The sequence below is a fragment of the Agrobacterium sp. 22-214-1 genome (assembly GCF_053522465.1).
In genome coordinates, this window is sequence record NZ_JBNWCK010000006.1 from 138,206 (window position 1) to 157,676 (window position 19,471).

At 61.5% G+C, this 19,471-nt stretch carries 15 protein-coding genes; 7 read left to right on the forward strand and 8 right to left on the reverse strand.

Translation table 11 applies throughout. The annotated features are described in order from the left end of the window. The first annotated feature begins 47 nt into the window (after positions 1–47). From ACQZ5G_RS20130 to ACQZ5G_RS20155, 6 genes are all read left to right on the forward strand, one after another. Positions 48–959: an ABC transporter substrate-binding protein gene (locus ACQZ5G_RS20130; protein WP_003522008.1), complete on the forward strand. Its 912-nt coding sequence runs from the start codon at positions 48–50 to the stop codon at positions 957–959. A 71-nt stretch (positions 960–1,030) separates the two neighbouring features. Further along, complete coding sequence (locus ACQZ5G_RS20135; RefSeq protein ID WP_448738684.1) at positions 1,031–2,533, forward strand: sugar ABC transporter ATP-binding protein; 1,503 nt, start codon at positions 1,031–1,033, stop codon at positions 2,531–2,533. Next, entirely contained in the window at positions 2,523–3,500 is a 978-nt protein-coding gene (locus ACQZ5G_RS20140) for an ABC transporter permease (protein ID WP_448738683.1), read from the forward strand. Before ACQZ5G_RS20135 ends, ACQZ5G_RS20140 begins: the two co-directional genes overlap by 11 nt. A gap of 39 nt (positions 3,501–3,539) precedes the next feature. Then, on the forward strand, positions 3,540–4,271 hold the full coding sequence (locus ACQZ5G_RS20145; protein ID WP_448738682.1) for an SDR family oxidoreductase: 732 nt from the start codon (positions 3,540–3,542) through the stop codon (positions 4,269–4,271). Positions 4,272–4,360: 89 nt separating this feature from the next. Further along, the gene (locus tag ACQZ5G_RS20150; RefSeq protein ID WP_448738681.1) at positions 4,361–5,971 is read left to right on the forward strand and encodes an FGGY-family carbohydrate kinase; all 1,611 of its coding nucleotides are present in this window, start codon (positions 4,361–4,363) and stop codon (positions 5,969–5,971) included. Between the two features lie 57 nt (positions 5,972–6,028). Then, entirely contained in the window at positions 6,029–6,754 is a 726-nt protein-coding gene (locus ACQZ5G_RS20155; protein ID WP_135398325.1) for an SDR family oxidoreductase, read from the forward strand. A gap of 92 nt (positions 6,755–6,846) precedes the next feature. Here ACQZ5G_RS20155 and ACQZ5G_RS20160 read toward each other — a convergent pair whose 3' ends face one another. Beyond that, positions 6,847–7,143, reverse strand: a complete 297-nt coding sequence (locus tag ACQZ5G_RS20160; RefSeq protein ID WP_078052845.1) for a PRC-barrel domain-containing protein — start codon at positions 7,141–7,143, stop codon at positions 6,847–6,849. Positions 7,144–7,417: 274 nt separating this feature from the next. Between ACQZ5G_RS20160 and ACQZ5G_RS20165 the strand changes: the two genes are divergently transcribed. Further along, positions 7,418–8,554: a polysaccharide biosynthesis/export family protein gene (locus ACQZ5G_RS20165; protein WP_448738680.1), complete on the forward strand. Its 1,137-nt coding sequence runs from the start codon at positions 7,418–7,420 to the stop codon at positions 8,552–8,554. 11 nt (positions 8,555–8,565) lie between these two features. Here the strand turns inward: ACQZ5G_RS20165 and ACQZ5G_RS20170 are convergent, their stop codons facing one another. The 7 genes from ACQZ5G_RS20170 to tssG form a co-directional block, all read right to left on the reverse strand. Further along, positions 8,566–9,471, reverse strand: a complete 906-nt coding sequence (locus ACQZ5G_RS20170; protein WP_448738679.1) for a protein kinase domain-containing protein — start codon at positions 9,469–9,471, stop codon at positions 8,566–8,568. Continuing rightward, the gene (gene tagF / locus ACQZ5G_RS20175) at positions 9,458–10,864 is read right to left on the reverse strand and encodes a type VI secretion system-associated protein TagF (protein ID WP_448738678.1); all 1,407 of its coding nucleotides are present in this window, start codon (positions 10,862–10,864) and stop codon (positions 9,458–9,460) included. The genes ACQZ5G_RS20170 and tagF overlap by 14 nt, the downstream gene beginning before the upstream one ends. A gap of 82 nt (positions 10,865–10,946) precedes the next feature. Continuing rightward, entirely contained in the window at positions 10,947–14,426 is a 3,480-nt protein-coding gene (tssM, locus tag ACQZ5G_RS20180; RefSeq protein WP_448738677.1) for a type VI secretion system membrane subunit TssM, read from the reverse strand. Continuing rightward, the gene (gene tssL, locus ACQZ5G_RS20185; protein ID WP_448738676.1) at positions 14,423–15,925 is read right to left on the reverse strand and encodes a type VI secretion system protein TssL, long form; all 1,503 of its coding nucleotides are present in this window, start codon (positions 15,923–15,925) and stop codon (positions 14,423–14,425) included. The genes tssM and tssL overlap by 4 nt, the downstream gene beginning before the upstream one ends. Beyond that, positions 15,922–17,262: a type VI secretion system baseplate subunit TssK gene (tssK, locus tag ACQZ5G_RS20190; RefSeq protein WP_448738675.1), complete on the reverse strand. Its 1,341-nt coding sequence runs from the start codon at positions 17,260–17,262 to the stop codon at positions 15,922–15,924. The genes tssL and tssK overlap by 4 nt, the downstream gene beginning before the upstream one ends. After that, a complete protein-coding gene (locus ACQZ5G_RS20195) occupies positions 17,252–18,457 on the reverse strand; it encodes a type VI secretion system-associated FHA domain protein (protein ID WP_448738674.1) in 1,206 nt (401 codons plus the stop codon). The genes tssK and ACQZ5G_RS20195 overlap by 11 nt, the downstream gene beginning before the upstream one ends. A gap of 4 nt (positions 18,458–18,461) precedes the next feature. Further along, entirely contained in the window at positions 18,462–19,466 is a 1,005-nt protein-coding gene (gene tssG, locus ACQZ5G_RS20200) for a type VI secretion system baseplate subunit TssG (RefSeq protein WP_448738673.1), read from the reverse strand. Positions 19,467–19,471: the final 5 nt, after the last annotated feature.

A 19,471-nucleotide genomic window follows, 5' to 3' on the forward strand; every position in this document is an offset into this window, starting at 1 on the left:
AAACGGGGTCTTGTTGCCCCAACTTTCCTAATGGGAGGAAGAGTGAGATGAAAATGAAATCCAAGTTTCTGATGGCGACAGCCGCAATTGCAATGATGGCCGCTCCGGCGCTGGCGCAGGAAAAGCTGAAGATCGGCATGACCTTCCAGGAGCTGAACAACCCCTATTTCGTGTCGATGCAGGAAGCGCTGAAGGAAGCCGCAGCAAGCATCGGCGCCGACGTTGTCGTGACCGATGCCGGCCACGATGTGGCCAAGCAGATTTCTGACGTCGAAGACATGCTGCAGCAGAAGATCGACATTCTGCTTCTCAACCCGACCGACAGCGCCGGCATCGAAGCCGCCGTTCACGCCGCCAAGGCTGCCGGCGTAATCGTCGTTGCTGTCGACGCCAACGCCAACGGCCCGGTCGACACCTTCGTCGGCTCGAAGAACCGTGACGCGGGTTACAAGTCGTGCAAGCATCTCGGTGACGCGCTCGGCGGCAAGGGTGAAGTCGCCATTCTCGACGGCATTCCGGTCGTGCCGATCCTGCAGCGCGTCGAAGGCTGCAAGGCGGCTCTCGCCGAATTCCCCGAGATCAAGCTGGTCGACACGCAGAACGGCCGTCAGGACCGCTCCGTTGCTCTCGGCGTCGTTGAAAACATGATCCAGTCGCGTCCGAACCTCGCCGGTATCTTCTCGGTGAATGACGGCGGTGCGATGGGCGCTCTGGCTGCGATCCAGGGTTCCGGCAAGGACATCAAGCTGACCTCGGTCGACGGTGCTCCGGAAGCTGTGAAGGCGATTGCCGAGGGTGGCCCTTTCATCGAAACCACCGCGCAGTTCCCGCGTGACCAGGTTCGCGTCGGCCTTGCCATGGCGCTCGCCCAGAAGTGGGGCGCTCGCGTCGTGCCGAAGGAAGTCCCGATCGACGTTATGGTCGTCGACAGCAAGAACGCCGGCGAGTTCAGCTGGTAAGAACTCCTCCCAGGCCCCGTCCCCATCTAGTATGGGGGCGGGGTTAAATCCCGACCATTGAGGAGGGTGAAATGCTGGAACTGAATGGAATAAGAAAAAGCTTTGGCAAGATCGAAGTCCTGCGCGGCGTCGACCTTGAGGCGCGCGCCGGTGAGGTGCATGCGCTTCTGGGCGAAAACGGCGCCGGCAAGTCGACGCTGATGAAAATCCTGTGCGGCATTTTGCAGCCATCCGAGGGAACGATCCGCATCGACGGCACGGATCGCCGCTTCGCCAATTACGATGAGGCGATTGCCGCCGGCGTCGGCATCGTGTTTCAGGAATTCAGCCTGATCCCTTATCTCAATGCCGTTGAAAACATGTTCCTTGCCCGCGAGATCCGCGGGCCGCTGCGCCTTTTGAACAAGGGTGCCATGCGCAAGCGCGCAGCGGAAATCATGGGCCGGCTCGCCGTGGATGTTCCGCTGGACGTGCCGGTGCATCGCCTGTCCGTCGCCCAGCAGCAATTTGTCGAAATCGCCAAGGCGCTGTCGCTTGATGCCCGCATTCTCGTGCTCGACGAGCCGACCGCCACGCTGACGCCTTCCGAGACCGAACATCTGTTCAAGGTCATGCGTGAGTTGCGCCGTCAGGGCGTGGCAATCATCTTCATTTCGCACCACCTCGAAGAAATATTCGAGATCTGCGACCGCATTACCGTTCTGCGCGATGGCGAGTTGATCGGCTCGTGCCTGACCTCGGAGGTCGATAATGATCGGCTGGTGGAGATGATGGTCGGCCGGCGCATCGAAGCCAGCTTCCCGCCCAAGCCGCAACTTGATCCTTCCGCCGCAAAGGTGATCGAAGTGGAAGAGCTGCAATTGAAGAAGGGCGGTCCTGTCTCGCGTTTCGCGCTGCGCAAGGGCGAAATCCTTGGTTTTGCCGGGCTTGTCGGCTCGGGCCGTACGGAAACTGTTCTCGCCATGCTCGGGGCGCATTCAGCCTCGCGTCGCAAGATCAAGCTCGATGGTGTGGAGACGCGTTTTTCCGGCCCCGATGATGCGCTGATGCGCGGCATCGGCCTTTTGCCGGAAAGCCGCAAGGAGGAGGGGCTGATCACCAGCTTCTCCATCCTGCAGAATATTTCGCTCAACAATTATCGCAAATACCGCAAGGCCCACTGGTTCCTCGATCTCAAGAAGGAACTGGAGCATACGACGAAGGCCATGGCGCAGGTGCAGGTGAAGGCGCAAGGGCCTTATGCCCGTGTCGATACCCTGTCCGGCGGCAACCAGCAAAAGATCGTCATTGCCCGCTGGCTCAATCATGACATGCGCGTGCTGATCTTCGATGAGCCGACACGCGGCATCGATGTCGGCGCAAAGGCGGAAATTTATTCGCTGATGCGCGAATTCGCCGCCAAAGGCCATTCGATCATCATGATCTCCTCGGAGCTGCCGGAAGTGATCGGCATGTCCGACAGGGTCTGCGTTTTCCGATCCGGCGGCATCGTCGCCACGGTCGAGGGCGAAGACATCAATTCAGAAACAATAATGACAAACGCCACCACCGGGAGAGTTGAACATGTCGCTTGATGCAAATACCGGCACTGCCGCGAAAACGGGCGGCTTCAGTCTCAGCGCCATGCTGCGTTCGCCGCTTGCCCTGCCTCTGGCGGGCCTGATTGTCGTGTCGATCCTGATGGGGCTTGCGAGCGACAATTTCTTCAGCCTCAACAACATCATGAACGTGCTGCGGCAGGTTTCCGTCGTCGGCATTCTGGCCGTCGGCATGACCTTCGTCATCCTCACCGGCGGCATCGATCTGTCGGTCGGTGCGGTCATGGCGCTTGTCGGCACGCTGTCGGCCGGGCTTATGGTGAATACCGGCCTGTCTCCCGCGGTTGCTTTGCCCGCTGGCCTTTTCATCGGTCTCGGCATCGGCATTTTCAACGGCGCGCTCGTTGCCTGGGGCAAGATGCCGGCGATCATTGTCACGCTCGCCACCATGGGCATGGCGCGTGGCCTCGGCCTCATCTATTCCGGCGGTTATCCGGTCAGCGGCATTCCGAGCTGGATTTCCTGGTTCGGCGTCGGCCGTATCGGTGTCGTTCCGGTACCGGTCGTCATCATGGTGGTGATTTATGCCATCGCCTGGGTGCTGTTGCAGCGCACGGCTTTCGGCCGCCATGTCTATGCGCTCGGTGGAAACGAACTGGCTGCCCGTCTTTCGGGTGTGAAGACGCAGCGCGTCAAGCTTGCCGTCTACGGCATTTCGGGTGTCACCGCAGCGCTTGCGGCCCTCATCCTTACCGGTCGCCTGATGAGCGGTCAGCCGAATGCCGGCGTCGGCTTCGAACTGGATGCCATCGCAGCGGTCGTTCTCGGCGGCACGGCGATTGCCGGCGGCAGGGGCCTCATCCTCGGCACGCTCATCGGTGCGGTGTTGCTCGGTATTCTCAATAACGGCCTCAACCTGATGGGCATCAACCCCTATCTGCAGGATGTCATCAAGGGCGGCATCATTCTGCTGGCCATCTATATCGGGCGCGAATGGCGCTGAGCCGGCCCGGAAACATCTTCATAAACGCAGGAGAATTAAATGTCTGAATCGCTGCAAGGCAAGATCGCGGTCATCACCGGCGCCGCATCCGGCATCGGGCTTGCCACCACCGAAGCGCTGCTGGAGCAGGGCGCAACCGTGGTCATGGTCGACTGGAACGAGAAAGCCTTGAATGATCTGGCCGCCAAGCTCGGCGAGCGCGCCATCCCGCAGGTGACAAACCTTCTGGATGCCGACAGCTGCAACGCCATGATCCCCGAAATCCTCGGGAAGGTCGATCATATCGACATTCTCTATTGCAATGCCGGCACCTATATCGGCGGCGATCTCACCGAGACGACGCCCGAAGCCATCGACAAGATGCTGAACCTCAACGTCAACGCCGTCATGAAGAACGTCCATGCCGTCGTGCCGCATATGTCGGAGCGCAAGACCGGCGATATCGTCGTCACCTGCTCGATTGCCGGCCACTTCCCGACCTATTGGGAGCCGGTCTATTCGGGCTCGAAATGGGCGATCACCAGCTTCGTGCAGGGCATGCGCCGCCAGATGATCCCGCACGGCGTGCGTGTCGCGCAGGTGTCTCCCGGCCCGGTTGTTTCCGCACTTCTGGCGGACTGGCCGGAGGAAAATCTCCGCAAGGCCAAGGAATCGGGCAGCCTCATCGATGCGAGCGAAGTGGCCGATGCCGTTGTCTACATGCTGACGCGCAAGCGGACGGTCACCATCCGCGACATGCTGGTCTTGCCGACCAACTTCGACCGCGTTTAAAAATCTTCGGAGCGGCGGGGCAACCGGAAAAGGTCTCGCCGCTCAACCCTGTTCAAGCACCGGATGATCCGCTCCGAGGAGTATCGCAAATGGCTTCCTATCTGATTGGCGTCGATGTCGGGACCGGTTCGGCGCGCGCCGGTGTCTTCGATGTCGCAGGAAAGCTTCTCGCCACCGCCAAACGCCCGATCGGCATGCATCGCGAGGATGGCGGCATTGCCGAACAATCGAGCGGCGAAGTATGGCAGGCCGTTTGCGACAGCGTTCGGGAAAGCGTTTCCCGCGCCGGCATCGACCCCGCCGAGGTCGCCGGTATCGGTTTCGATGCCACCTGCTCGCTGGTGGTGCGTGGACCGGAAGATGAGACCCTGCCGGTTGGCGCACCCGATCATCCCGAGCGGGATATCATCGTCTGGATGGATCACCGCGCCGTCGAACAGGCGGAGCGCATCAATGCCGGCGAACACGCCGTGCTGAAATATGTCGGCGGCCGTATTTCCCCGGAAATGCAGACGCCGAAACTGCTGTGGCTCAGCGAAAACAGGCCCGACATCTATGCCCGGGCCGAGCACTTCTTCGACCTCACGGATTTTCTGACGTGGAAGGCCTCCGGCGCGCTTGATCGCTCCGCCTGCACGGTGACCTGCAAATGGACTTATCTGGCCCATGAGAACCGTTGGGATGCGGAGTATTTCACCCGCATCGGGCTTGGCGATCTCGCCGAACAGGGTTTTCGCCGCATCGGTCAAAGTGTCGTCCATCCCGGCACGGCGCTGGGTAACGGTTTGACGAAAGACGCGGCAACAGCCATGGGTCTGGTTGCGGGCACTGCGGTTGCGGCAGGTCTGATCGACGCCCATGCCGGCGGCGTCGGCACGGTGGCTGCGGGCGGCAATGCGTCGCGGTGCCTCGGTTACGTTTTCGGCACTTCGTCCTGCACGATGACGACCACCGCTGAACCCGCCTTCGTGCCGGGGGTATGGGGTCCTTATTATTCCGCCATGGTTCCCGGGGCATGGCTCAATGAAGGCGGCCAGTCTGCCGCCGGCGCGGCCATCGATTATCTCGTGCAACTGCACCCGGCCTATGCAGAGGCGAAGGCGCTTGCCGCTAAGGAAGATAAAGCATTGCCGGTATGGCTCGCTGACCGGGCGCTCAATCTTGCCGCATCCGCTTCCGCTGCCGCAAAGATCGCCGAGGATTTTCACGTGGTGCCGGAATTTCTCGGTAACCGCGCGCCCTTTGCCGATCCCCATGCCCGCGCCGTCATCGCCGGTTACGGCATGGAGACGGGCGTGGATTCCCTCGTCGCGCTTTATGTGGCGGGGCTTCTCGGCCTCGGTTACGGGCTTCGCCAGATCCTCGAAACACAGGCCCGCAACGGCGCGCCGGTGGAAACCATCAGCGTCAGCGGCGGGGCGGGTGCGCATCCGCTTGCCCGGCAGCTGCTGGCGGACGCGACGGGGCTTCCCGTGGAGCTGACTGAATGCGAGGAGCCTGTGCTTCTCGGCTCGGCCATGCTGGGTGCGGTTGCCGCAGGAGCCTATCCGGATCTTATCGCCGCGATGCCGGCCATGTCCCGCATCGCCAGCAGTTCCGCACCCGATCCCGCTTTTCAGCGGGTGCACCAGTCCCGTTACGACGCATTTCTGGCGCTGCAAAATGCCGCGCGCGCCATTCGTGCCGCCAGCCATTCCTGAGCGCTGTCAAAAGTTTAGATCATCCGGCCGTCATGGCCGCAAAATAAAGAGGATTCCATGCAGTTTTCCGGAAAATCCGTCATCATCACCGGCGCAGGCAAAGGCATCGGCCGCGCCTGCGCCCGCCTGATGGCCGCGCGCGGTGCGGAAGTGGTGGCGATCAGCCGCACCCAGTCCGATCTCGACAGCCTGAAAAGCGAAATCGGCGGCCGTTCGATCCGCGTCGATCTTGCCGATGTCGCGGCCACCCGCGCCGCCATGAAGGAAGCCGGCCCCTGCGATTTCCTGATCAACAGCGCCGGCATCAACGTGCTCGAAAGCGTGCTGGATATGAGCGATGCGGGTTATGAAGCTGTTCTCGGCATCAATCTGCGCGCGGCTTTGGTTACATGTCAGGAATTTGCCCGCGCCCGCGTGGCGAATGGTGGCGGCGGCGCCATCGTCAACATCACTTCCATCGCTGGTCACCGCGGTTTTCAGGATCACCTCTGCTACGCGGCGTCCAAGGCCGGGCTGGAAGGGGCAACCCGCGTTCTTGCCAAGGAGCTTGGCCCGCACGGTATCCGCGTCAACGCGGTTGCACCGACCATCACCCTCACCGAACTGGCCGCAGAAGCATGGAACGACCCGGCGAAAAGCCAGCCGATGATGGTTCGCCATCCGCTCAACCGGTTCGCCGAAGCGGAAGAAGTGGCTCAGAGCATCGCGCTGCTTCTGTCGGATGACAGCCGCATGATTTCCGGAGCCGTATTGCCGGTCGATGGCGGTTTCCTCGCCGTTTGATCTGCGCGGGGGTCTGATGCGCAAGCACCTGCCCGAAAATAAAGAACGCCCGGCAAACAGCTGGGCGCTCCTCCTAGTGAATGACAATGCTATTAATGACGATGCTCGGGCATTTCTTTCAGCTGGTCCTTGGTCCATGAAGTGACCGCGTGGACATCGCCGTCCTCATCCCGCATGAAATCAAGATCGCTGAGCGGTACTGCGACCGGCTTTGCGCCGATACCAAGAAAGCCGCCGACATCGATGATGGCGGTGCTGCCTGCCCCGACGCCGTGGACATGATCGACCTTGCCGACCTTGTGATCGTCTGCACCATAAACGGTGGCGCCTTCAAGAACGGACGGCGTCAGTTCGGTTTCAACCAGGCGTACGTGATTGGTGTGATCCATTGTTCTTGCTCCTGTCTTGGTTTGCAGAAAACAAACTCCTCGACTGCAAAACCGTTCCATTGAATGTCGCCGGCCGGCGCCAGTCTGTGAGGACCGGTCATTTCTCATCGGTACATTGTTGGGGTTTGCGGCAGGCGGTTCCGAAAAGGTTGCGGAATGGTCACACCTTTTCTCCGGAAGACAAGTTTTCGCTAAATTGCAACCGCTAAAGTTGTTGCGATGACGTGTCTGGATGTTATCTCTGCGTCAGGTTGAATCATCAAGGGGATGAGGGATGAAAAAGTTGGGGGCGGTTTTGCTGGTGGCTCTTTTGAGCGCATGTGCAAAGCCATCTGACGGACCGACCGCAGGCAATATCCGATCTGCGACTTTCCCTCGAACCAACGAAAAAATCCCCGTCATTGAGCTGGCGAATGCGCCGGCGGCCACGGTTTCCGCCGGAGGCCTGCAGAATGCCTCCGGTCCCGGCCTCACAGCACTTCGCAACACCGGTTACAACGCCCAGAGGTTGCGTCGCGGCGACGTGATCGACATCACCGTGCTGGATACGGGCGAAGACGGGCTTTTCTCCCCGACGCAAAGCAAGACGCTCAATCTCGGACGCTTTACGGTGGATCAGAGCGGATCGGTGAATATCCCCTTCGTCGGCAAACAAAGGGTGGTGGATTCGACGCCTGAGGGGCTGCAATCGCAGGTCGTTGCCGGGCTCAAGGGATCGGCCGTGAACCCGCAGGCGGTCGTCACCGTCGTCGACAAGCCGACAAGCGCCGTCATGCTTAGCGGCGCGGTGAAAAACCCCGGAAAAATAACGCTCACAGCCCGTCAGGAGCGGGTGCTCGACGCGCTCAATCAGGCCGGCGGTCCGACTGTCGCTCCGGGCGCTGCCACCGTTACCGTCGTTCGTGGCTCGCACAGGGCCAGTGCGCCGCTTGACCGCGTCATGCGGGAAGACCGCCAGAATATCCGCCTGTCGCCGGACGATCAGATCATGATCGATGGCGATGTGGCGAGCTACACCGCGCTCGGCGCTTTCAAAAGCGCCGGCGAATTCCAGTTCGAAGCCGGAAAACTGACCCTCGCGCAGGCTGTTGGCCGCGCCGGCGGATTGCTGGATGACCGTGCGGACGCGCGCAATGTCTATGTCTTCCGCAACGAGATCATTCAAGTGCCGTCGGCAGCTGCATCGGGCGCGAAAGGCCCGGTCGCGACGGCCACGACCATGCGGCCGGTGATTTATCACGTCAATATGCGCGATGCTTCCAGCATTGCGCTCATGCAGCTCTTCCAGATGCAGAAGGGCGACGTGCTCTATGCCAGCAACGCGCCGCTGGTGGATTCGGCCAAGCTCCTGACCGTGTTCCAGAAGAGCGTGCCGACGGCGGCAGCACCGCTTCCCGGCAGCGGCAACTGACCAATGAGGCGCTACAGAAGCTGTAGCGCTTCCATCGCCGATGGCGGTCGCGACGCGGGTTCGTCCCGGCAACAGGCGTCCGCAAAATCCGTCAGCCTTTGCGTTGTTAGTATCTCATCCGTAGCGCTAAGCCGCCGGGCGAGCCGCCCCACGGAGAATATATCCTGATCCGGCTTTGCGGTTGCGTCCCGCATCCGTTCAGGTGCTGCAAATTCGCGCGAGGCGGCAAAGCTCATGCCTCGGTCCGCGTGTTTTTGGCCGATCTCCAGCGCAATGCCGAAATCGCCAAGCCTGCCCGTTTCGAAATCGCCGTCCTCCAGCAGAATATTGGCTGGCGTTACATCGCAATGGACGTACCCCCGTGCATGTATGGCGCTCAGCCCTTCCAGCAGGCGGCGAAGGATTGTAATCGCCTGCGGCGCGGTAACCGGCGTCTGCGATGCAAGCGACGCCAATGATTGCGAAAACCATGGCTGCAACAGGCCCGGCCGGCCATCGGCCAGTCTCAGCAGCGCCGATGTTTCCACCAGACACGGATGGCGTAGCGTCAGGCCGACCTGCGCCTCCTCGCGTAATCTTTGCAGCAGCGCCGCGTCGTTTCTCAACGCCGGTGGTGTGGTTTTCAGGGCATGAAGGGAGCCGAGATCGCGGTGCCGCACTTGCAGCAGCAGCGTGTTTTCGCTTTCGTAGGCGATCCGTTCAAGGGCAAAACTGTCGGCGATCCAGCCGGGTTTCGCATCGGAAAAATGCGAGATTTGCCGATCCAGCGCATTTCTGACCTGATCGATCAGGTCTTTCTGTTCTTCGGCAGGCCTTTCCCGCGTGCCGTCATGGCGGATGGTTTGCCACAGATCGGAAAAGCGCTCGGCAACCTGCGGGTAGGCAGGCCCATCGCCGGATTGTTTACCCTTGCTCAAGCCGGTTTCCAATCACGATGGCGCTGACATTCTCGCGTGCGTCCTCGATCAATGCTTCCTGGATCAGGGCGCTGGCGCAATCCTTGATCGGGGTGTCGCCGACAATCTCGGCAATGGCCCGCTCCTTCAGGATTTGTACCAGCGGATAGCTGCACAGGAGCAGCCTGTCCTGCGAACCCCAGTCTTCCCCGACGATGTCCGGGCGGAACTGCTGGGAAAGGCCGACACATTGCGAAAGCTGCCTTTTCATGCCGACAACGACGTGATCGCGCGAAAGCTGATGCATGGTTCCGTTTTTCAGGAGATAGGCGCGCGCGTCGCCGGACCACAGGACGCTCAACCTTCGGCCGATAATGGAGGCAATGATGACGCTTGCCATCGGCCTGCCGTCAGCGCCCATGGTTTGCCGGGAAAGAAGCAGGCTGTTGACGGTGCCGAGCTTTCCCCTGATCTGCTGCGCCATCACCTCGGGGCTTTCGGCATCGGGCGTCTCGGCAAGAATATTTGTGGCCAGACGTGCGGCTTCCACGGCGCTGTGCGTGTCGCCCTGTCCATCTGCTATGGCGAAGAGGGCAGGGGTCTGGGAAACGAAGAGCGAATCCGCGTTCAGGGAGAGCCGTGTTCCGGGGTGCGTGGCATAGCTATAGATGACCGGTGACGGCTGTTCCGTTGGCGGTGCGGGCGCGGGCGTCATCACGGGCGGAGTTTTTTGTCTCGAACTTTCCTGCGTCTGTACGGGTGTCGAGCCGTTCTCTTCGCCCTTGCCTGCCATGTCGCTGAAGAGGCGCAGGAAATCGGAAGCTTTCGGTTTGCCGTCGAATTTGAGACCGCGGGCGCGGCGGCTGACGGGATCGATGCGCCACCAGAGGCTGGTCGGTGTGTGGCTGCGCACCATTTCCGGCGCGTCATCCTCTTCCCGTGGTTTCGGCAGGCGCAGTTTTTTAACGGAGGTGTTAAACCGGGACATGTCGAAATCGCCCGTCATGGATGTTTCGGCCAGCGCCTCGGCGGCCATGAACCAGGTGTCGTCGAGATAAAGTGTTCTCGGATGTTTCCGGAAGCTATTGAGCTGGGCAATAATGGCAAGCGGATATTTGCGCCCCACCCGGTCTGCACTGGGCACCAGCACGCCGGCATAGGCGCAGTTTCCCCATATCCCGCTTTCGATGATGAAGCGTATGGGCGGCGATGAGGTGAATATTTCGGGCCATCGGCCCGAAAACAGGTCTGCGCAGGCATGCAGGCCGGATCGCATCCAGTCGTCAAATGTCCCGATCAGCTCCCGTTCAAGCCCGTCGGAGATGAAGTCGCCATGGCTGGGGACCTTGCCGAAGAAACCGATGCGATCACTTTCCGCTGCGGTCTCCGCGGGCCTCGATGCCTGATTGGCCATCAGTCGTTATTGACCGCGGTGCTTTTTGTCGTTGCTTTCATCATAGATCCCCTCCTTAAAAAAACGGTGCGCCGCCCCGCCGCTAAAATTGCGCGGGGCAGGCAAAGCCGGCGATGGCGTCCAGCCTGAACGGGTTGAGAACTGAGCCGAACTGAATATCGAATTCGGCAGCCTGTCCGCCATTCGCAAATCGCACCCGCAGCAGGTCGCCCGACTGGTTTTCGATATCGGCGCCATCGAACAGCCGGAATGGCGACCAGTCGCCGTTTTCGGTTTTCGCCTGCTGCCAGCCGCCCGGCTGGAAAGCGATGCGCGACAGGCTCGCCGTGTTTTCACGCGACGGCCAGGTGATCGATTTCGCCTGAATGGGCCCGTGATAATAAACCACCCGCTCGCCTTCGATTTCCAGCATCACCGCGCTGGAGGCATTGGTGAGCGAAACGGGTTTGACATTGATCGACACCGCCGGCGTCTCGCTGCCATTCGGAAAAAAGGCACGCGAAATCTTGTCGGCATTCTCGAACTGAGCGACGGCGCTGCTTGGAATGCCGGCGGCGCCGAAAGTGCCTTTCCAGCTCCAGGGGTTGGTGGTCTCGTCGACAAAGGCTTCCATTCGCTGTTTGAAGAAGGACTGGAAAACCCCGGTCGGCCCGAAGAGACGGGTGAAATCCGCGATGGCGACATCGCGGGAAGACGACCTGTCGAAAGGATAACGCCCGGTCACGATGGAAGAGCACAGCGATGCCGCATCGGCCGCCCAGAGTTCGGCAATGCGGCTGCGGGCGGATTTGACCGCAAGCGATCCGACATCCGCCGCCACGCCCGCCACCCACACATCGAGGGGCGCCGGCAACTCACGGGCCTGCTGCAACAGATCCTGATTGGCCTTGGTGAGTTGGCTATCTACGTCGAACACCTTGGCGACTTCGTCGGAGGTGGTTGCCGAGCGGGCAAGCTGCTCGTTCAGCATCTTGAAATGCGCGAGCAACTGTTCCGATGGCGAACCTCCGGCCTTGCCGCCATTGGCCTGCTCGCCCGTTGTGGCCGCGCCTTTCGCCGCCAGCATGTCGCGCAGTCTCGCATAGGGATCGGCCGCGTTTACCGTGGCGGCCAGAACGGCTGCGGTCGCGTCGCCTTCAGCGGCGGAGGCGAGGGCGGCGGGGTTTGCTCCGGGGCGCAGATCGGTCGCCTCCGCGATCGATCTCGCAGCCTCCACCACGATATTGCGTTCATTGGCAAGCGCGCGGGTTGTTTCCACGGCGTCGCCAAGGGTCTGGGACGGCTTGACCCGAAGGTCGGCCAGCGTATCGGCCCATTTTTTCTCGAAACGGTCGAAATAGATTTGCAGCGCGGCCTGCGCCACCTGTTCGACCGTTGCGCCACGGAGTGCATCATCGGAACCGCGCACCCATCCTTCGGAAAGTGCGATACGGGCCGCATGGGCGACCTGCGGAATAACGACGCTGCGATATCCCTCCGCCGTGAAAAGACCTTCGATGCCTTCCGCCATCGGCGCTTTGCTGCGCCGCTCGAAGGCGCGCTCTCCCAGCGGGCCGAAGGCCGCGGCGGGTGTCCATTCCATCAGTTCCCGCGCCTGCGGAAGACCGGCGAGAATATCATAGGCGCGCGTGCCGACAGCCTGGTTGCGGATGGTTTCACGGGCAGTTGCGATGAGCCGTGCGTCTAGCTCAATCGGGGCGAGCACGCCGTCTGCCAGCGCTTTCGCATGCTGGTCGAGCGCTTCTCTCGCCGCCGCCCGTCCATCGCCGGGATAGAGGGATGCGAACATCTGCTGTGTCTGCACGGTCAGGAAATCGGGGTCCAGCGCACCCATGCCGCCGAGCATTCCATAGAGCTTCAGCGAATTGAAGGTGCGCGTGACGTCCTTTTCGTCCTTGAGCTGTTTCTGGAGCTGCACGATCATGCGCGGCAGGAACAGGGCGTTGAGCGCGCGCTGATAGGCGTCACGCTGCCGTCCGGCGATCTTGTCTTCCTGATCGAGCCCGAAGCTGACATTCCACACTCTCTCGCGGGCAAAGCCGGAATTGACATCGCGCAGATTGTCGAGCGCCGGAAGGATGCGGAGAAAATCGGCGTCGGAAACATCGCGCACGGGAATGCCCTGAACGAGCTGTTCATAAGCGCCAAGTTTACGATCCGCTTCGGCAAGCGCCTGCGTATTGGCGAAATAGGTGAAAATCCAGCCGGTGAAGACGATGGCGACCGCGGCGGCCGAAACACCATAGGCGATGCGCCGCACCAGCAATTGCCGGCCGGAAAGGCGCTTGTCGCGCATCACCAGCGCGGCTTCGGGGAAGATGACATCCTTGAACAGCCGCGACAGGAAGTAGCTTCGGCGGGTTCTGGCCGCTGCGGGAGCCCTTTCCGTTTCCGGCTGCGTTCCCGAAGCGAGATAAACGCCACGCAAAAGCGGCGCTTCGATGAGCGGAGACCGGGCGCAAAGTTCGGTCAGGGCCTCATGGAGCCGGTCTTTCAACCGCGCAAGTTCGGCGGGGAAACGGAAGATGCGGCCGCGCGTCTCGGCATTCTGCTCCTGCTGCAGGCGCTCGATCAGCATCGCATCGACCCGCTGTTGCAGCAGTTCGAACTCTTCCGTCAGGCGTTGCGGCAGGTTCTCGGCGGTATGGCTCTCATCCAGCTTGAAGGTGGTGCCCCATACCTGCTGGCGGTCGGTCTTGTTGAAACCGTCGAAGAATTCGACGAAACCATGCAGCAGATCGGCCTTGGTCAGCACGATATAGACCGGGACGCGGGCATGCAGATATTCGTCCAGTTCCGAAAGCCTCTGGCGGATGGAGCGCAGTTCCTGCCGTTGTTCCTCGGGATCGCGGGTGAGAAGATCGGGGATGGACAATGTCACCAGCGCGCCGTTGATCGGCTGCAACCGGCGATAGCGTCTCAGAAGGCCGAGGAATCCTTCCCAGCCGGCTTTGGATGAGCCATCGAGGTCGTCCTGTGTGGTGTAGCGGCCGGCGGTGTCGATCAATATCGCCTCATCGGCGAACCACCAGTTGCAGTTGCGTGTGCCGCCAATGCCCTTTACCGCGTTTTCGCCGAGCGCATCGCCAAGCGGAAATTGCAGGCCGGAATTGGTGAGCGCCGTCGTCTTGCCGGAGCCGGGTGCGCCGAAAATCACGTACCAGGGAAGGTCGTAAATATAACCGAAACGCTTTTTCGTGACCCGTCGCAGCAGCGCCAGCGCTTCCTTGAGACGCATCTGGATCTCGCCGACTTCGGCCTGACGGTTGGCCAGGGCTTCGCGCTCGATACTGTCGACGAGTTCCTTGTCCTGCTTGCGGCCGCGATAGATGGTGACGGCGATATAGATCAGCCATACGGCGAGAACGATGCCGATGGCGATGAGCCGGGCTTGCGTCGTTCCCAATGGCTTGAAATCGCCCAGCGCGACCAGATAGCCGTAAAACCAGATGACGATGCAGAGCGCGACCACCCACAATAGCGACAGGAAACGGCGGCCGATGAGAGCGGCATAGCTCTCGACATAGGATCGGATCGTATAAAAATAGCTCAATGGATTCATGGCTGTGCCTCTTGCGGCTGCTGTCCCGAACTGTTCTGGATGGTCGGCGAGAGAATGCCGGCGTCGCTCAGTTTTTCATCGGGATTGGTCAGGACCATGATTTCCGTTCTGCGGTTGATCTGGCGGCCTTCCTCCGTTTTGTTGTCGGCGATCGGGTCGCTGTCGGCACGGCCTTCCGTCAGGATCGCTTCCGGGCCGGTGAATTGTGAAAGAATGTCCCCGACCGCCTTGGCGCGGGCTTCGGAAAGGTGCCAGTTCGATGGAAATTCCACCGTCTTGATCGGCACGGTATCGGTATAGCCGATGACGACGGCGCGGAATTTTTCAGCCGCAAGCGCGCCGCCGATACGCTGGATGAGATCGCGGAACTGCGGGCTGACATCGGCGCTGCCGGTGGAGAACAGGCCCGAATTGTTGATGCGAATGCGCAGCCGCCCGTTTACATCCGCCAGTGTGACTAGCTTCTTTTCGACTTCCGGCTGAAGGAAGGCCATCAGCTTTTCAAGCCGGGAGGGTTGCCGTGGCTCCACCGGCTTCGGCTGTTCCACGACCTTGGGCGTTTCGACCTGCGTCGGTGGCTGGGGCGGGCTTGCGATCAAGACGCTCGGCGTCTCGTTCGGCGGCAAATGGGCGAGCCTCTCGAAAGTGACATCGGATGCGTTGTTGAGCGACAGCGTGAAGAAGAGATAACCAAGCGCGAAGGCAAGCGCCATCAGGGACAGCAGGGTCCACAGCGCGGCCATCGTGCGCAATGGCGTATGACGGGCTTCCACGCCTTTCCAGTGCGGCGAAAGCTCCCGTTCGAAGGTGCCGTATTGGCCGATCAGCGTCTTGTAGAGGCTGTCGCGGATGCGCGAAAGCTCCAGCGCACCCTTTGGCGAAACGCGGGTGCGCCCTTCGAAAGCCAGCGACAGGCACAGATAGATCAGCAGCAGCAAATCCTTGCTGGCGCCGGGCGACTGATGGAAATGGTCGAGAATGTCGAAAACCCGGTCGCCGCCGGTAACATCGTTGTGGAAGGTGGAGACAAGGCCGGAGCGCGCCCAGCCTGCCCGCACGCCCCAGGGTTTGCTCAGAACCACATCATCGACCGTGGCGCAGACGACATAATGCGCCGCCCTTGCCCGCTCGGGGCTGATGCGGGCGGAAGCGAGATCGCGTTCGTAGCGGGTGATCGCCTCAATGCAGGCGCGGCGAAGCTGATCGGGATCCGGCTCCGCATCGCTGAAGCGCAGGAGATGCGCGAGGTTGAGAAGGGGAGCGGCCGATTGCACGAGCGTCGGCACATCGCCGCCGCCGAAATGGAAACCGGAGAGCAGCTGATCGACCGGCATGGCGGCCGCGCTTGCCTTCGCTCGCCCGGCCGGCCCGTCGGTCTCGACAATGTCTTCGAGGATCGCCGCCATGTTGCGGGCGTTCTGGTTGCGTCGGCGGCTTTCCTCGGTGATTTCGACCACCGTCGGCAAATCCTGCCAGGAGGAGGGGTTTTCCTTGCTCATTCGCGTAACGCCCACATTTCCATCTCAAGCCCGGGGAACTCGCCCGCCAGATGCAGGGCAATCGCGCCGGAGGTCTCAAGCTGCTTCCAGAGGGGTGATTGCGTGTCGATCTCGAAATAGACGGTGCCGGACCGATAGGGCAATTGCCGCGGCAGGACCGGCAGGGAGCGCACGGGAATGCCGGGCAGCGCCACATTGACCAGTTCGGAAATCCGCTCCACCGGCCCCACCTTGATCTGTGCCGGCAGGCGGCGGCGAATGTCTTCGGCGGCCATGTCCGCGCGCACGGCAAGCACGAAGCCGGCATCGCGCAGCAGCGTGCGGTCGTGGATGGTGCCGACGCGGACGCCGTGGCGGCGCTCCACCAGTTCGATCGCAACGGCCGCCTGTTCCAGGACCGCTGACAGCGATGTGCGCAGATCGTCGAAAACCGCCCCGAAGGTGGCTTTCAAGTCCTCGTGCCGATAGGGCGGGAAATCCGTCGCGCGTTTTTTGTCCGTGGTGAAGGTTGCAAGCTCGCCGGCAAGCTGGATGCAGTCTTCGTAAAAGCGGATGGGGTGAAAACGCGTGGCGTTGGCGCAGCGATGCGCCAGCAGCGGATCGGCCCGGTTGAGGATTTGCAGCAGGAAATAATCGCCCACTTCCGCCGTTCCCCTGATCGTCGGATCGCCGATGCGTTCGGCAATCGCCTGGGCGCGGTGGCGCACGATCCCCAGAAGCTCCGTCAGCAATTCGTTGAGGCGGGACGCCGCCGCGCAGCTGAGGCTCGGAGGAATGAAATCCGGGTCCAGAATGACCGCACGGTCGGAGCGGACCTCGATGACCCTTGCAAGACCGATGAGATCGTAACCGGAAAGATCGTCGCCGGTTTTCAGGAATTTCAGGCTGAGACGGCCGACATCGATGGGGGCCACGAAATCCGTCTCGATATTGGTGTCGGAGACCTCATAGCTGGAGGCGGTGAAGCGCACATTGTTCGCATCGTTGCGGCCGCTGGCGGACATGTCGGCCTTGCCCGGCTGCCGGGCCGGCAGGGCGAGATAGATAACGGCGTTCTTGACGCTCTCGTCGAGATCGAGCGGCGGCGGCAGGTCGGAATCCTCCGGCGCCTCGAAAGGCGTTCCATCGGGAAGAACGCCGCGCAGGTTCGACAGGGCGAATTGCCCTATCGACAGCGCGCTGCGGTCCACGCCGATTTCGGCGATGCCCCACGGGTAAGGCGAGAGGTTGCGCGTGGTGTTGCGCACCAGCCGTTCGGTCCAGCGGTCGGATTGCTGAAAATGCTGAACGCGAAGAAACATGCCCTCGCTCCAGGCAACACGGTTCTCATGTCTCATCGTGGTTGTTTACCCCCTTTGCATCGGCCGTTATCGCGTCAGGTTCCTGCGTGGGCGCGGCCTCACCGCGCGCTGCCCGCTGCAGGAACTGCCTGACCGGCAATGGACGGCCGTTTTCCTCAAATTGCTTTTTGTAAGTGGACCAGTAGTCGGTCTTCATGATCAGCCCCTGCCAGTCGCGGCGCTCGATTTTGGCACGAAGATCGTTACCGGCATCGACGGAGGCTTCGAGAAGCCTCGGCTCGAGTTTTTGCGTGCAGCCGTGGATAAGGGTTTCAAGAGAGGCGGCGAGCCGCCGCTGCTGGCGGATGAGCGTTTCCACCCGCTCGCTCAGGGAGGCTGACGAACCGTGGCCGGCGCGCTCGCCTTCAATGTCGAGAATGGCCAGACAATCTGCGCTTTCCTGCTCCAGCGCGGTCAGAAGATCGCCGATCTCCTGCGCGGTCGAAGCGTCAGTAGCCGATGCGTTCTCCAGGGTCAGGTCTTCGCCCGTTTCCGGGAAAACGCTGTCGAAATCCTCGTTACCTGAGGCCGAAACCGGACGAGAGATCATCACCGGCGTGTTCAGTGCGTCGGTATGTTCGTGCTCGCTGCTTGCAACCGGCTCCTCGTCCCAGTTATCAGGCAGAACGGCGCCTATTCCGCGCGCCGCGGGCGGTTCGCTCCAGCCGATCTCGACATTTCGGGAAATGGATTTCGCCTTCCGCTTCGCGCCCTCGCGCCATGTTTCGGACCAGTCGTCGGCGGAGGCGGTATTGCCCATCACGCCGCCGGCCGAACGGCCGTTCGGGGCGATGTCGGCAAGGATCGCCGAAATGGTCAGCGGCTCGTCACTCATTCGCAGGGATGCGTCGGGATCGGAAAAATCCAGCTCGGCATCGCCGCTGATGGCGACCTGAAAAACCTGCCCGCCAATGTTGATTTGCGAACCGTCGCGGAGACGCGCGCTTTCGCCTTCCAGCAGCAGGCGGCCATCGACCAGCGTGCCGTTCGCGCTCTGGTCAAGGATCGTAAAACCTTCGCCATCGCGGCTGAGCGTGCAGTGTAGCTTGGAAACGCGCCGCTCATTGTCATCGATCTGCCAGTCGCAATCGCGAGACCGGCCGATGACGCGGCGGCCGCGCTCGAAGCTCCACTGACTGGCTCTTGCGGCTCCGATATTTCGTGTGTCCTTGAGTGCAAGCTTCATATCCATGCCCTCACGCGGAAACCGCCGAGCCTTCGCGCTCGGTCACTACAGCATCGGCGCTGTCTTTTTCTGCGGGCGCCACGCGAACCCAGCTATTCCAGCCGAGGCGGGCGGGGGCATCGGACTGGCCGAGGCGGCAAAAGGGAATGTCCTCCTTTTTCAGGATCACCTGCACATCGAAATGCAATGCGCTTCCAACGAACAGGCGTGTCAGCGAAAATATCTCCGCAAGCCGCTTCGATCCGGGCGTCAGGGCGAGATAATCCGCATAGGCGACGGGACCGATCACGATCCGGAAACCGCCGCTCATATCTTCGACAGCGCTTCCCGCCGTCGTGTTCTGTCCGAGCCTCAGCCCGGATGCCTGTCCGAGCTGGCTTTGTTCGTGAAGCGGCAAAGCCACCCATCGCCGGCGAAACTGTTCGACATTGACCGGAAGTCCCGTGAATTCGCAAAGCATGGAGGTCAGGGCCGAAACATTGCGGTTGCGGCCAGCCAGAAGGCCGCTGAACCGCAGAAGCGCATCTTCGCTCACGCCTGCCTTTTCCACCAGACCGGCTGTGCGGAACCCGGTGAGTGCAAGCAGGGTTTTGCGAAAACCGTTCTCCCTCTGCTCGGCCGACCAGCGTAATCCCCTTGCGAGGCGGTATTTTTCCGTCGCGGATACGAACAGTTCGCTGAACCTTGCCGCGAACAGATTGAAGAAGCTTGCCAACGCACCGGAGCGATTGCGCTCTTCCCGCTGCAGCAATTCGCCATAGGCCGGCGGCAGCGAACCGAGCGGCCCGACAATGGGCGCGAAGGCGGATTTCAGTTCGGCCTGGCCGCGTTTGCGGTTGAAACCGCTGATCGCCAGCGGGGTCGGCTGTGTTCCGCCATGCGCGCCGACGACAATCCCGTCATCCGCCGAAACGAGTTGGGCGACGCGAAACGCGGTGGCGGGCTCAAAGCGGCCGGGATCGTCGCTGAGAAGCGCCGCCTGCCGGTCTTTCATGGTTGGCGTCTGCTGTTCCATCCCGG

What these genes read in the sequence shown, in the direction of transcription:
- tssG (WP_448738673.1), bottom strand. Translation starts at nt 19,466, where the DNA reads ATGGAACAGCAGACGCCAACCATGAAAGACCGGCAGGCGGCGCTTCTC.
- ACQZ5G_RS20130 (WP_003522008.1), top strand. Translation starts at nt 48, where the DNA reads ATGAAAATGAAATCCAAGTTTCTGATGGCGACAGCCGCAATTGCAATG.
- tssK (WP_448738675.1), bottom strand. Translation starts at nt 17,262, where the DNA reads ATGAGACATGAGAACCGTGTTGCCTGGAGCGAGGGCATGTTTCTTCGC.
- ACQZ5G_RS20145 (WP_448738682.1), top strand. Translation starts at nt 3,540, where the DNA reads ATGTCTGAATCGCTGCAAGGCAAGATCGCGGTCATCACCGGCGCCGCA.
- ACQZ5G_RS20135 (WP_448738684.1), top strand. Translation starts at nt 1,031, where the DNA reads ATGCTGGAACTGAATGGAATAAGAAAAAGCTTTGGCAAGATCGAAGTC.
- ACQZ5G_RS20140 (WP_448738683.1), top strand. Translation starts at nt 2,523, where the DNA reads ATGTCGCTTGATGCAAATACCGGCACTGCCGCGAAAACGGGCGGCTTC.
- tssL (WP_448738676.1), bottom strand. Translation starts at nt 15,925, where the DNA reads ATGAGCAAGGAAAACCCCTCCTCCTGGCAGGATTTGCCGACGGTGGTC.
- tagF (WP_448738678.1), bottom strand. Translation starts at nt 10,864, where the DNA reads ATGGCCAATCAGGCATCGAGGCCCGCGGAGACCGCAGCGGAAAGTGAT.
- ACQZ5G_RS20150 (WP_448738681.1), top strand. Translation starts at nt 4,361, where the DNA reads ATGGCTTCCTATCTGATTGGCGTCGATGTCGGGACCGGTTCGGCGCGC.
- ACQZ5G_RS20155 (WP_135398325.1), top strand. Translation starts at nt 6,029, where the DNA reads ATGCAGTTTTCCGGAAAATCCGTCATCATCACCGGCGCAGGCAAAGGC.
- ACQZ5G_RS20195 (WP_448738674.1), bottom strand. Translation starts at nt 18,457, where the DNA reads ATGGATATGAAGCTTGCACTCAAGGACACACGAAATATCGGAGCCGCA.
- ACQZ5G_RS20160 (WP_078052845.1), bottom strand. Translation starts at nt 7,143, where the DNA reads ATGGATCACACCAATCACGTACGCCTGGTTGAAACCGAACTGACGCCG.
- tssM (WP_448738677.1), bottom strand. Translation starts at nt 14,426, where the DNA reads ATGAATCCATTGAGCTATTTTTATACGATCCGATCCTATGTCGAGAGC.
- ACQZ5G_RS20165 (WP_448738680.1), top strand. Translation starts at nt 7,418, where the DNA reads ATGAAAAAGTTGGGGGCGGTTTTGCTGGTGGCTCTTTTGAGCGCATGT.